The sequence below is a fragment of the Haladaptatus sp. SPP-AMP-3 genome (assembly GCF_049568665.1).
Taxonomy (GTDB): domain Archaea; phylum Halobacteriota; class Halobacteria; order Halobacteriales; family Haladaptataceae; genus Haladaptatus; species Haladaptatus paucihalophilus.
This window is the reverse complement of record NZ_CP145901.1, coordinates 366425-379663: the sequence shown is the minus strand read 5'-3', so window position 1 is coordinate 379663 and position 13239 is coordinate 366425. Positions and strand designations below refer to the sequence as shown.

The 13239-nt window shown below is 63.2% G+C and carries 12 protein-coding genes; 4 read left to right on the top strand and 8 right to left on the bottom strand.

Going from position 1 to position 13239, the window contains the following annotated elements; genetic code table 11:
- Window positions 1-20: 20 nt before the first annotated feature.
- Window positions 21-1103: an outer membrane lipoprotein-sorting protein gene (locus V5735_RS21960; protein WP_423746787.1), complete on the top strand. Its 1083-nt coding sequence runs from the start codon at window positions 21-23 to the stop codon at window positions 1101-1103.
- A 180-nt stretch (window positions 1104-1283) separates the two neighbouring features.
- Here V5735_RS21960 and V5735_RS21955 read toward each other — a convergent pair whose 3' ends face one another.
- Window positions 1284-1928, bottom strand: coding sequence for a M99 family carboxypeptidase catalytic domain-containing protein (locus V5735_RS21955; RefSeq protein ID WP_423746786.1), 645 nt, complete (start codon window positions 1926-1928; stop codon window positions 1284-1286).
- Between the two features lie 502 nt (window positions 1929-2430).
- On the opposite strand from V5735_RS21955, the gene V5735_RS21950 reads away from it, so the two are divergent.
- Window positions 2431-3705, top strand: a complete 1275-nt coding sequence (locus V5735_RS21950) for a sulfite oxidase (protein ID WP_423746785.1) — start codon at window positions 2431-2433, stop codon at window positions 3703-3705.
- Window positions 3706-3802: 97 nt separating this feature from the next.
- On the opposite strand, the gene V5735_RS21945 is transcribed toward V5735_RS21950, so the two are convergent.
- A complete protein-coding gene (locus V5735_RS21945) occupies window positions 3803-4453 on the bottom strand; it encodes a M99 family carboxypeptidase catalytic domain-containing protein (protein ID WP_423746784.1) in 651 nt (216 codons plus the stop codon).
- Between the two features lie 467 nt (window positions 4454-4920).
- Between V5735_RS21945 and V5735_RS21940 the strand changes: the two genes are divergently transcribed.
- Entirely contained in the window at window positions 4921-5904 is a 984-nt protein-coding gene (locus V5735_RS21940; RefSeq protein WP_423746783.1) for a BtrH N-terminal domain-containing protein, read from the top strand.
- 74 nt (window positions 5905-5978) lie between these two features.
- On the opposite strand, the gene V5735_RS21935 is transcribed toward V5735_RS21940, so the two are convergent.
- From V5735_RS21935 to V5735_RS21925, 3 genes are all read right to left on the bottom strand, one after another.
- Window positions 5979-7103, bottom strand: a complete 1125-nt coding sequence (locus V5735_RS21935) for a hypothetical protein (RefSeq protein ID WP_423746782.1) — start codon at window positions 7101-7103, stop codon at window positions 5979-5981.
- Window positions 7104-7368: 265 nt separating this feature from the next.
- The gene (locus tag V5735_RS21930) at window positions 7369-7881 is read right to left on the bottom strand and encodes a winged helix-turn-helix transcriptional regulator (protein WP_423746781.1); all 513 of its coding nucleotides are present in this window, start codon (window positions 7879-7881) and stop codon (window positions 7369-7371) included.
- Window positions 7882-8035: 154 nt separating this feature from the next.
- Window positions 8036-8506: a DUF7471 family protein gene (locus tag V5735_RS21925; protein WP_423746780.1), complete on the bottom strand. Its 471-nt coding sequence runs from the start codon at window positions 8504-8506 to the stop codon at window positions 8036-8038.
- A gap of 517 nt (window positions 8507-9023) precedes the next feature.
- On the opposite strand from V5735_RS21925, the gene V5735_RS21920 reads away from it, so the two are divergent.
- Complete coding sequence (locus V5735_RS21920) at window positions 9024-9599, top strand: nitrous oxide reductase accessory protein NosL (protein WP_423746779.1); 576 nt, start codon at window positions 9024-9026, stop codon at window positions 9597-9599.
- A gap of 23 nt (window positions 9600-9622) precedes the next feature.
- On the opposite strand, the gene V5735_RS21915 is transcribed toward V5735_RS21920, so the two are convergent.
- The 3 genes from V5735_RS21915 to V5735_RS21905 are packed head-to-tail and all read right to left on the bottom strand — an operon-like array spanning window position 9623 to window position 13208.
- Complete coding sequence (locus tag V5735_RS21915) at window positions 9623-10480, bottom strand: ABC transporter permease (RefSeq protein WP_423746778.1); 858 nt, start codon at window positions 10478-10480, stop codon at window positions 9623-9625.
- Window positions 10477-11271 carry an ABC transporter ATP-binding protein gene (locus tag V5735_RS21910; RefSeq protein WP_423746777.1) on the bottom strand — a complete coding sequence of 265 codons (795 nt, stop codon included), beginning with the start codon at window positions 11269-11271 and terminating at the stop codon, window positions 10477-10479. The genes V5735_RS21915 and V5735_RS21910 overlap by 4 nt, the downstream gene beginning before the upstream one ends.
- Window positions 11268-13208, bottom strand: coding sequence for a NosD domain-containing protein (locus V5735_RS21905; protein WP_423746776.1), 1941 nt, complete (start codon window positions 13206-13208; stop codon window positions 11268-11270). Before V5735_RS21905 ends, V5735_RS21910 begins: the two co-directional genes overlap by 4 nt.
- Window positions 13209-13239 lie beyond the last annotated feature (31 nt).

Genomic DNA, 13239 nt, shown 5'->3' with positions numbered 1-13239 from the left:
CGGTGGTAATTTTCGGTCGCATGGTCACACGAAAGTCCCTCCTGATACTTGGTCTCCTCGCGCTCGTCGTCGCCGCCTCGGTCGGCGGCTACGCGAGCATGAAGAGTTCCGACCAGGCACAGGATACCTCGACGCCATCGGAATCGACCATCGAACAGCACGCCCTCGGCAACAACACCACGGTCACCAGCGTCACCGGAACGGTGACCGTCGAAACCGAGCGGGCGAACGACACGCAGACCGTACGCGCCGACGTCTGGCAGCGACTGCCGAATCACGTCCGGTACGAGTACACGGACGGACCCACGGCGGGCGACGTGATGGTCTCGAACGGATCGGACGTCTGGATGTACAACGACACGCGGAACACCGCCCGTCACCTGCGGCTCAGCGGCGAGAACGCGGGTCTCGTTCAGAACCTCACTGAAGCGTTCCAGCAGTTCTCGGACGCGTTCACCGCGGAGTACCAAGGGGAAGCGATGGTCTCCGGTCGCGAAACCTACAAGGTGACGCTCCAGCCGAAAAACGAGTCCTTCGGAAACCTGATGCAGAACCAGACGGTCTGGCTCGACCAGGAGAACTGGTTCCCCGTCAAGACGCACGTGGAGACATCCGTCGGAAACGATACGACCGCGACGACGATGACGTATTCGAACCTGTCGTACAACGCGTCGATTTCCGACGAGCGGTTCACGTACACTCCGCCGGAGGACGCAAAGGTCATCGACGTCGGGCTGCCGGAAACCACGACGTACTCGTCGGTCGCTGACGCACAGGAGGCGGTCGATTTCGCCATCCGCGAGCCGACCGACGTTCCGGACGACTACTCGCTCGAAAACGTGACGGTTACGACCTCGAACGGCAACGCGTCGGCGTCGCTGCTGTACTCGAACGGAACCGACTCGCTGGTCGTCTCGCAGACGTCCGCGATGCGCCCGTCTCGCGGGGACCAGACCGTCTCGGTCGCCGGACACGACGCCACCTACAGCACCGTCGGCGAGCAGGGCCTGCTCCAGTGGTCGGACGACGACAGCGGCTACTCGGTGACCGGGTCGCTCTCCAAGGCGTCGCTCATCGACGTCGCCGAATCGATGTACTGCTGATTCGACGCCGATAAACCGGAGGTTCGATTCCTCCAACGATTTTTATTCGTCCCTGCCAACCGAGATGGGCTTCGGTTTCACGGGTCACGCTCCGTGCGCTCGCAGAAGTGCAGGCACTGAGTCGTCACGAAAACCGGTTCAGGGACCGCCTACTCGGCACCCACGGTACGGACTTCGACGTTAATTTTCGTACGTCCGGTTGATTCCGTGTCGTCGCAACAAGTGCCGAACGATGTTGAGTTCCCAACGAGTCCGCGTTTTGAGGCTCGTCCCGTACCGGGTCGTCTCGACGATGAATCCCGGCTCGTTCAGGTCGGCGTCGACCTTGTGGATGAGTAACGGACGGTCCCCGTCTATCAGATTACCGCGCTTGAATCGATAGTAATCGGGGAGCGAGTCGTCGAGGTGATACTGATTCATGTACTCTTTCGTGCGGACCGCGTCACGGGCGGCACCCGAAACGGTCGTCGGGTAGACGGCCTGGCCGACGCCATCCGGTCCGATGTCTTCCCGATAGATGCCTCGCGAACTGTGGAGATTGATAACCACGTCCGGGTCGTACGACGTAAGAACGCCCCAAATCGTCCGTGCGAGCGGTGTCGTCGGCGTTTCCCCCGGTGGGAACTTCCGATTGAGGTTACCATTATCATTGAAGTAGGTATCGCGTCGAATCGCAACCGGATTGGCCCGCGGAATCGTAACGAGCATTCCCTGGTCTATCGACCACGTTTTGATATCCTCGGCCGCTTCGTAACCGGCGGGTTCGTTACCATGTATGCCGCCTACCACGACCGCCGTCGGTCCCGATTTCTGCGTATCAGTCACGTAGACATCGGTTTCGTCCGGCGTATCATCGCGGATAGTGTATCTGGTCCGAGTCGCGGCTCGAGTCGTCCCCTGCGTTGCGAGAAACGCCGAAGCAGTAGCCGCGACTCCGGCGTGACGAAGGAACGAACGCCGTGTTCTATCGACTCCCGCATCCTCTCCTCTCTCGTTGTTTGACATCGGGTTACAAATTAAGGATTTTAATAATTAGTTATGTGCCGATATCTATCACGTCCGGAGGACGTACCGTTCGACAGGGGGTAATCAATTGAAATGAAGGGTTCAGGTAATTTACGACAAGGAAGGACAGAAACGACGATACCGAGGAACGTTTCGAAATCAAGGTGCAATGACGCTCATCAGAGCCTTTAGCCGGGGACTCACCTCGATTCGCCACATTCGCCACATTTGTTCGCGGATACGATACGGAAGGAGAGCAGGAAAGGCCTGTTCGCGCATCACGCCGGAACGATTTTGCTCGTCGTGATTGTGAATATCACCCATGGGAGAGAGCACTGGACGGGATTCACGGCACGGAGAGATAAACGGCATCCTCGAACGGAAACCCGGGACGCGGGAGGCCCGTGACGAGGAGAACCGGTACACCGTCGTCGGCGCGGCGAGTCGGGGGACGTTCGCGGACTGGCTGACGCCGGTCGAGGAACACTTCGTCTGCCATCGGAACGACATCCCGGACGCCGACGCGGAGACGTGGCGAGTCCGGGTGACGGGCGTTGACGACGGCGAATCGCTCTCGATGGAGGCGCTCCGGGAGGACTATCCGACGGTCGCCGTCGCGCACACGATGGAGTGCGCGGGGAACAACCGCGGCCAACACGACCCGGAGACGGGGAGCGTCCAGTGGACGTGGGACGCCGTCGGGACCGCGATGTGGAGCGGAACGCCGGTGAGGGCGGTACTCGAAGACAGTGGCGTGGACGTGAACGACGATTCGGACCGCTGGCTCACCGCCGTCGGCGGGGACATCCCAGCGGACGACGACGTGTACGTGAAATCGATTCCGCTGTCGAAGGCACTCGACGATTGCGTTCTCGCGTACGAAATGAACGGCGAACCGCTCCCGGTCGAACACGGGTATCCAGTCCGACTCATCGTGCCCGGATGGTACGGCACGAACAGCGTCAAGTGGGTCGAGGAACTCCGGGTGACGGACACGATGGTCACGGACGCGACGTTCGCCGAGGAGGACGACGGGCGGACGTACACCTACTGGCAACACGGTGCCTACCGCATCCATCCGGCGGACGCCGAACCGGAAATCGAGGAGACAGTTCCGACGGCCGATACGTGGGAGCAACTCGTCGGCGACGTGACTCATCCGTACACGTTCGACGAGAACGTGATGTCGCTTATCGGGGAACCGGACGGCGAACGCCCGGTCACACCCGACGCGGACGGACGGGTGGAGGTTCGGGGCGTGGCGTGGGCGGGGGACGACAGGGTGTCCCGCGTCGAGGTATCGACGGACGACGGCGAGACGTGGCACGACGCCGACCTGTACGGCCCGGACTACAGCGGCGCGTGGCGCTTGTTCGGCTACGCGTGGGAACCGAAGACGGGGTTCGACGGGACGGTCACGTTGCTCTCGCGGGCGACCGACGAGGAGGGACGGACCCAGCCGTCCCGCATCGCCGTCCTCGACGATTGGGCGGAGATTCCCGAGGAAGTTTACCCGTGGAACGAAGGCGGCTACGCGGCGAACGCTTACCGACCGAACGGCATCGAAGTGGAGGTCACGTCACGACGGGACGAGTGAGAGATTCGAAGAACGAAGGCGGATCGATGGCGCGCGACACCATCGATGTACTCCCGTTCGATGTTCACCGACTCTGCAACCCGAAACCATCCCGATTTTAATTTTCGTACGTCCGGTTGATTCCGTGTCGTCCCAGTAGATGTCGAACGATGTTGAGTTCCCAACGAGTCCGCGTTTGCAGATCCGTCCCGTATCGGGTCGTCTCGACGATGAATCCCGGCTCGTTCAGGTCGGCGTCGACCTTGTGGATGAGTAACGGACGGTCCCCGTCTATCAGATTACCGCGCTTGAACCGATAGTGGTCGGGGAACGAGTCGTCGAGGTGATACCGATTCATGTACTCTTTCGTGCGGACCGCGTCACGGGCGGCACCCGAAACGGTCGTCGGGTAGATGGCTTGGCCGACGCCATCCGGTCCGACGTCTTCCCGAAAGATGCCCTGCGAACTGTGGAGATTGATAACCACGTCCGGGTCGTACGACGTGAGGACGCCCCAAATCGTCCGTGCGAGCGGTGTCGTCGGCGTCCGTCCCGGTGGGAACTTCCGATTGAGGTTACCATTATCATTGAAGTAGGTATCGCGTCGAATCGCAACCGGATTGGCCCGCGGAATCGTGACAAGGGTTCCTCGGTCTATCGACCACGTTTTGATGTCCTCGGCCGCTTCGTAACCGGCGGGTTCGTTGCCCTGTATGCCGCCCACCACGACCGCCGTCGGTCCCGATTTCTGCGTATCGGTAATGTACACCTCGGTTTCGTCCGGCGTATCCTCGCGGATGGTATATTCGGTCCGAATCGTAGCGTCGCTAGTCCCCTGGGTTGCGAGAAAAGCAGAAGTAGTCGCTGCGGCACCAGTAAAACGTAGAAACGAACGCCGTGTTCGATTACATAACGCATCGTCCCCGTTCTTGTTATTTTGCATCGAGTCGTAGATATAGATAACAGCACTTAATTGTTCACAATTTAAAATACATTATAGATTTATAATAAGATAATAGTTTTTAATTAAGGTTTCCAATATAGATATTTTCCGAGGATATAAGCAATCCGACGTCGAGCCCACCAGCAATAGCCACACACGAGAGATGTAATGGGAAAAGACGGACGCAGCCATCCAGCATCGAGATTCTCGATAACTGGTCCAAAGGTTCTGAATGCGACAATTCGAAGGACGAAGACGGTCACTACTTTACACGCCGCGTCCATCGAGTACGCATGCACCTCTCCGAGTACGTCCACACGCCCGGAGCGCACTGTGGCTCCGCGTCGCTTCGAAACCTATCGGACTTCTACGAGTGGGGATTCGACGAATCGCTCTGTTTCGGCCTCGGTTCCGGACTCGGGTTCGGATACTACGAGCGCGGCCCGGCGAGCCGTCTCATCATGGGGCGCAACGGGCAGTTGGAAACGGGGTTCTTCGAGACGCTCGGCATCGACTACCGGGAGGACAGCGAACGGCCGTGGGATTCGGCGTGGAGCGACGTTCAAGAATTTCTCGCGGACGACGTTCCGGTGATGCTGTTCGTCGACCTCTACTACCTCGATTACTTCGAGACGGACACGCACTTCGGCCCGCACATCCTCCTCTGCGTCGGCACCGACGGCGACGACGTGCTCCTATCCGACAGCGAGTTCGACGCGATACAGCGATTGCCCGCCTCCCACCTTCGGGAGGCGTGGGACTCCGACCACGGCTTCGGCCCGCTCGATAACCGATGGCTCGTCGTGACCGACCCGACCATCGAAACCGACCGCGCGACCGCGAGTCGGGACGCGATTCGACGGACGGCAGACCTCATGCTCTCTGCGGAGGACGGCGGCTGGCACTCGCAAGGCATCGACGGAATTCGCCGGTTCGCGGCGGACCTCCCCTCGTGGACCGAGTTGGAGGATTCGGGCTGGTGCGCCCGATTCGCCTATCAGAACATCGAGCGGCGAGGAACGGGCGGCGGCGCGTTCCGCCGGTTGTACGCCGATTTCCTCGACCACGTTGCATCCGACCTCGAACTCGAAGGAAAGATTCCCGACCGCTTCCACGCCGTCGCGGACGACTGGACCGAACTCGGCGACACGCTCAAAGAGGCGAGCGAAGTCGAAGAGGAAGCGCAGCGAGCGCTGTTCGAGGACGCCAGCGAGCAGGCGGCGGCGCTCGCGGATCGCGAAGAACGACTGTTCACGCGACTTCGAGAAAAACTCTAAGACCGCACCCGACCCAACCACCCAGTCGCCGACGGAAGTCCACGATTCTCGATTCCGGATTCTCAACTCCCGATTCACTCCGACGGCGCGACGGCGCACGCGTCGCCCGCGGACGCGCCGGTCGCCCGAATGATGCTCCAGAGGAGCAACAGCACGCTCGCGGCGAAGAACGTGGACCCGACCGGCGACGACGGAATCATGAACGACCAGTAGACGGGAGTCACGGCGGTCCCGAACAGGACGCTGAGGGCACCGTAGAATGCGGGCGCACAGCAACAGCACGCGGTCGCGCCGGAGGCGGCGAGCGAGCCGGAGAACAGCGGTGTGGCGGAAACCGACTCCGAACCGGTCCACTGTTGGGTCACGATGGACGCGTTCAGGCCGGTTAAGCCGCCAAGGATAGCCATCAAGAGGAACGAGCCGACGGAGAGATAGCCGGTGAACGGAATCGACGGGAAGTACCACTCCACGGCGGGCCAGACGACGAGCGGACTGGCGACATCGTAAGGGATGATGAACGCGCTCGTCGGCGCGTTGATCCCGGAGTCCGGTTTGATACTCATCGTTCCGGCTGAGAACGCGAAGAAGACGCACATCAACAACCCCGCGACGATGCCGACGAGCTTCGGCGTCGTCTGGAGGCGGAGGCTCTGGAGGACGCCTCGCGCGTCGGTCCAAACGATGTACGCGATTATCGCCGGAAGCGAGAGCACGAGCAGGTACCCGAGCGGGTTGTAATACCCCTGTCCCGGCATGACGGTCGGGTAGAGTATCCACCCCGCCAACACCATGCAAAGCAGGGCGTACTGCGGTTTCGTCGGGTACCTCGTGAGCACGAGGAGAAAGCCACCCACGGCGAGGAGGCCGCCGATGAACAGGCTCAGAACAGGATAGATGGCGATGAGCTGCGGTGCCGCCCGACCGACGATTTGGGTTTCGACGAGGCCGATACCGCCGAAGACCGCGGTGACGGCGCTCGCCGTCAGAAGGACGCCAGCGAGCGGTATCGAGAGGAGTTCGCGCCGAATCGCCGCGGCGACCCCGGCCATCACGCAGATACCCCCGACGAAGAAGGAGAAGAGAATCCAGTGGGGCGTTGCCGCGTGCGTCGTCCCGGTGTGTGCCGCAACCGGAGACGCCGCGACTTCCAAACCGATACCGAGGAAAAGGAGGTTCCGGAGGGTTCGTTCGACGTTCATGGTATCGTTCGGGGTTCAGACTGTCGTGTGGCCGAGAATGCGCTCGACCGTCGCTTTCGTTTCATGTGCGTCTCCGTCCAGTACGGTGTCGGTTATCGGTGGCGTTGAAAGTAGGTTCTGGTGTGAACATCGAAAGAGGTGTCGATACGGGAGGAAAGGTCGGGACTCGGGGGAAAAAAGTCGGAACCCGGGAGAGAGAGGAGGTCAGGACTTGGGACGGAAGAGGGGGTGATTCTCCCGCTTCGACGGACGAACCGGACACGGCCTATTCGGCGAGGAGGCTGTCGACGAGTCGGGTGAACCGGTCGATGAACCGGTCCGGAATCGACGGCGCGATTTGCTTCAGGAGCGTTCGCGTCCGGTCGGGGCAGTTCACCACGAGCGTCACGCGGTTTTGGCCGTCTCGTTCCTTGACGATGACTTCCTGTTCGACGAGGCGACTCAGGTGCCACTCCAGCGTGCTCCGGGCGATGCCGAGGTCGTCGGCGACCGTTTGCGGGTCGGTCGGTTCGTGTTCGAGAACGTACCCGATGATGTCGCGCGACGTTTCCCGGCGGAACAGCGCGAGGAGACGCCGTTCCCACGGGTCGAACGACGGCGAGTAGTAGTGCGTTCGGCCGTACAGTTTCTCTTCGACGATGGAATCGTCGTCGAGCAGCCGGTGGACGTGATACTGAATTTGACCGGGAGCGAAATCGACCGACCGCACGAGTTCGTTGAAGTGAATGCCGGGGTTTCGCCGGATCTGAAGTTCGATTCGGGTACGTGTTTCCGTCATGTGTAGCTGTGGTTCCGTGTCGCTGTTCCTACCCGTTTCTCAGGTGACGAGACTTCTAAACCTCACGATGTTCCCGCGTGCTGTCGCGGTGAGCGCCTCGAAAAATGGGACCTCACGGAGCGACCGGGGTGCGGTCGGAGAGAAATCGTCGAAGTCACTGTTCGAACCCGTTCGAGAAGTCGGTGTCTACCCGGTCGTCGTCGGCGTCTTCGCGTCGAGGGCGGTCATCGAAGCCGTCGGATTCCATCCGAGCGAAGACCACGGCCGTGATGAGCAACAGCGCCGTGGCGAAATCGAGCGCGTGCTCTATCAGGTGATGGGTCGTCCCGGGCACGAACCCGAAGGCAGTGAGTCCGCCGACGAACGCCTTCGCCGCGAGCATCCCGAGCGCGAGCGACACGAACAGATAGGGTCGGGAGCGGCGCTGTGAAAAGGCGAGCACGCTGGCGCTAGCCAGCACGCTCGACGCGATGCCGCCGAGCACGATGAAGGCGAACGTCATATCCGTCGTGGTACTAGCGAGATGCAAGGGCGTAACCGGGTCGGCGAAGCCACCGCTCGTCGAACGAGCGAGCGCTCGCATCCACGGGGAGCCAAAGACGAGTGTCGGGATACCGAGATTCATACGGAGTCAGCGGCGTTACGTGGCGAGTTTGCTTCGATAGTGTATAAACCCTGCCACGACCGTCGTCGCGTTCGAAGGGTTACTCATCATGGATTCCTCCGGGCCGTATTCGGTTTCTCTTCGGGCGTTCGTCGGATCGGAACCGAACAACGTCGAGAGCGCGATGCGGAGCGGGCGCGGTACCGATTGGGCAGGGCAGGAGAGGCGGATAAGACGGACGAAACGGGCGAGACTGTCAGGTGTGTCATTGACGGCTATCGCCGCGGGTCGGAAAAGGCCGTTCTGGTGCGAGCCTCGAATGCGGGTCCTCGGGGCCGTATCATCCGTTGTCGATCCCGGTACGATTCGACGCGGCGAATCGCCGCCGCGTTTCGAGACGCGCGTTGGAGCGGTGTCGCCGCTGGACCGCTCCGCGCTAAACGAACGAAATGGGGCGAAAACGGCGCGTACCGCTCCGAGACCGGAATTCGAGGACCCTACCAGACCGTATTTGGGGAACGACTAGGTAGAACAGATAATGACGAAGCTTCGACCCGCCCCGACGCGGCGGGCGGTCCTCGTAGGTGCCGGAACGACGGGCGTCGCCCTCCTCGCCGGGTGTCTCGGGAGCGGAAACGCGAAATCGGTGGAGCCGATGGCGCTGACGGGGACGAAACAGTGTGAGACCTGCGGGATGATTCTGGAGCAACATCCCGGCCCGAAAGCGCAGTTCTTCTATCGGGACGAGGGACCCGAGCACGACGGTCCCGCGTGGTTCTGCAGCGCGTGGGAGGGATTTCAGTACGATATGCGAGCGAGCGACCGCGACTGGACGCGACGGGAGGGGTTCATCACGGACTATTCGGCCGTGGATTACGAGGTGTTCTCCGACGGCGGCGACCGATTCATCTCCTCGCATCTCCAAGAAGAGGCGTTCTCGCCCGTCAGCGAACTGGTCTACGTCGTCGGGAGCGATGTCGTCGGTGCGATGGGCGACGACCTGTTACCGTTCGGCGAGCGCGCGGACGCCGACGCGTTCGCGGACGAGTACGGCGGTGACGTCATCGACTACGACGCGGTGACGCCGCGGCTCATCGGACAAATCGGTCGCTAAAGGCTGAACGGTGCGGCGGGGCGCTACCAAACGCGACGGATGGCGACGGCGAGCAGAACTGCTGCCCACGCGAGAAGCGCCACGGTCGGAAAGAAGGGGGAAATCGTCGTCACGCCGCTCGTCGTCGCACCGATGACGGTCGTCATCACGAGCGCGCGATACGCGCTGGCCGGACCGAGCGCGAGGGCGGCCGCGAGCGTTCGTTCCCCGAGCATCCCCTCCGCGAGTCCGCTGAGCACGAGTAGGTCGAGACCGAGGGAGAGCGTCACGACCGAGATGACGGCGACGACGACGCCCGTGCGAACCGAGCGAGCGGTCGCGGAGACGGCGATACCGCCCACGAGGTTCACGATACCGTAGAGGAGCGTCAGCGAGACGAACCGGACGTAGAGGACGGGAGAATCGGCACCGTTCGTCGTGGCGAACAGGTATTCGGCGGGTTCCGGCCGAAGGAACGCTATCGCGCCGACAAGCGCGAGCGGCACGGTGAGGAGCACGACCAGCGCGCACAGTCGCGCCGACACGACGCCGACGACGTAGGCAGCTCGCGGTAGCGGAAACGTCCGCAGTACGGCGAGTTCGCCGCTGATTCGGTCGTCGAGCACGGCCCGGTAGCCGAGTGCGAACGCGACCACCGGGACCAACACCTCGACGTAGGTCAGGAGGTCGATTATCATGGGCACGTACCCGACCGTGACGCCGCCGCCCAGAAGCGTGAGTCCGATGACGGCGACCGCGAACCCGCCCGCCAACCCGAGATAGGCGCGGCTCCGTCGGATGGTCGTCAGTTCGCGGCGGAAGACCGGCCCCGCGGCGCGGAGTCCGAGGCCGCGGTCGGCGCGCGTCGGCCGTTGCGTGCCCGTCGCTGTCTCGTCGCTCACGCGTTCCCTCCGGCGCTTCGAACCGCGACGCGACCCTCGTGGTCCGCGACGAGATCGTCGAACAGCGTGCGGAGCGACCCCTCGTCGTCGGTGACGCTCTCGATACGTCCGCTCGTCGCCACTTCTCCGCGTCGGAGCGCCACCACGCGGTCCGACCGTTCCGCCACGAGTTCGAGGTCGTGCGAACTCAACAGGACGGCCGTCCCGTCCGCCGCGACCCGGTTCGCGATATCGAAGACGCGCTCGCTCATGGACGGGTCGAGGCCGCTCGTCGGTTCGTCGAGGACGACGAGCGGCGGCGAGCCGAGGAGCGCCGTGGCGATTCCGAGTAACCGCGTCATGCCGCCGGAGAGGTTCGACGCGCGTCGGTCGCGGGCGGATTCCAGTCCGACGCGAGCGAGCGTCGATGTCACGTCGTCCTCGCCGACGATGGCGGCGTACGCCGCGACCGTCTCCTCGACCGTCAGTTGACCCCGGAACGAGGGCGTCTGTGGAAGGTAGCCGATTGCCCGTCCCCGGTTCTCGGGACGCGTAATGTCCCCTTCGGTCGGTTCGATGAGGCCGGAGAGGGTGCGAAGCAGCGTCGTCTTCCCCGACCCGTTCGGCCCGATGAGCGCGGTTACGGTTCCCATCGGCACCGCGAGGGAAACGCCGGACAACACGGCGACGTCGCCGAAGCGTTTCGTGACGTCGGCGGCGGTGACCGCGGAGCGTTCCGTGGATTCGCGGGGTCCAGCGTCGTCGGTCGCGGACTGTTCGACAGCGTTCGGAAGGTCGGGATGCGTCGTCATGAGTCGTATGCAATCGCGGTTCGGTTGGCTGAGTCGTGCGCAACCACGGTTCGGTCGGAGAACTGTTCGGCGCGGGAAATCCGGTCGGGGTTGGACGGGTTCGAGAGCGGACGACGGTCCACCACGCCGTCGGTGCGCATCCCGGGGACGGTTCCGCGGAGGAACCGCGTCAATCGATACCCCGGTGACTCCGCCACCACGCGAACGGCGGGCACAGTGGCGAGTCGTCGTCCGACCGGGTCCGTCGGGGAAAACGAGCGGTCGAGGCGATCTCCCGCTGTTCGGCCGGGAGCGCCGCTCCAGTAGTTACCGACGCCATCGTACGTCCAGACGTGCAACGTGCTGTACGTCGACGCCGCGTGGCGCTCGTTTGAGACGAAATCGTTGTTCGAAACCGAGTTCGACGCGAGGAGGTCGGTCGCCTGCGCGCCGATTCGGTTTCCGTAGACGACGTTCTCCTCGTAAATCGAGTGGCTGGTCGTCACCTCGAAGCCGTACGTGTTGTTCGCCACGATGTTGCGCGCGACGTAGGCTCGACTCCCGGCGACGGAAATTCCGATGTCGGCTCCCGCCACCCTGTTATCGACGACCGTGGTGTTCGTCGGCTTCGTCATCACGCTGATTCCCGAGCGCCGCTGGTCGCGCATGGTGTTGTTCGCCACGAGCGTCCCGGAGGTGTACATCAGGTGAACGCCGATGCGTCCCCCGATCATGGTGTTGTTCCTGACGGTGAGGCCGTCCGCGCGGTGGGTTGCAACGCTGTCGCGGCCGTCGAGAAACCGCGAGTTCTGGACGACCCCGTTCGAGTACATCCACATGACGCCCATGCCGCCCTCGTACCGGTCGTCGCTCCCGTGAAGCGTGAGGTTCGTGACGACGGTATCGGTGCTGTTCGTGACGAAGACGCCGGTATCCGGCGTCGTGACCGTCACGTCGGCGACCAGCGCGGCGTCGGCGTCGTCGACCCGCATGGCCGCGCTGCTGTCCGCGTAGGCGTTTTTCACCCACGAATCCCATCCGCGACCGCTTCCGACCCACCCGGACGAGTCGGACCCGGCCCCGGACTCGGTTCCGGTGATGGAGAGTCCGACGACCGCGGCGCGGTCAGCACGAACGGTAACGACACCCGTCGAGTCGTTACCGCGGACTGTCGCACCCGGCGCTCCTCGGAGCGTGATGGGTTTACGGATGGTCACGTTCCCCTCGTAGGTGCCGCGGGGAACGAACACCGTCGTGTCGGCGGGCGCTCGGTCGATTGCCGCGGCGATTGTCGGCGCGTCGCGGCCGACGACGACGGACGTCGGCCGGTCCCGATAGGCCGCCGTCGCTCGCACGTCCCGGTCCGCCCCGTCGCGCTTGGACGACGCGTCCACTCCCGCACGGCGGTCGTCCGCCGTCCCAACCGTCTCCACGGCGGTCTCCCACCGAACGACGCGACCGCCGTGGTCCGCCGCGAACCGTTCCGCGTCGGTTCGGTCGCTGAACGCGGGGACGGCCGGTCCGGCCATCGTCCTGCCGTCGCTGTCGCGGACGAAGAACGCCCGGTCGGCGCGAACCCAGTCGGGAGTGCCGTCGTGCGCGAGATAGCCGTCCTCGGTCGTGCGGAGCGAAACCGTCGAGAGGTCGCTCACGTAGACGGCGATGGGCGTCCCGTACCGCTGTGCCGTCTCCGGAAGCCGGGATACCCGCGCGTACGCCGAGACGCCGTAGTATCCCAGAACGTACCGGTAGCCCGAGTAGAAGACCTCGACCTGCGGCACCAATAGGTCCCGCTCGCGGCTCTCCTCGATGGCGGTCGACGAGAGACCGGCCGAGACCGTTTCGTGGAACGCCACCGGTTCGGGTGTCGCCGTCGTATCGGCGGCGAACGAGCCGACCCCGACGGCGGTCGTTGCGATGATGAACGCGACACCGAGCACCGTCACACGTCGAAACACATCGATACTTCCCAGGCGACCAGTATAGCGT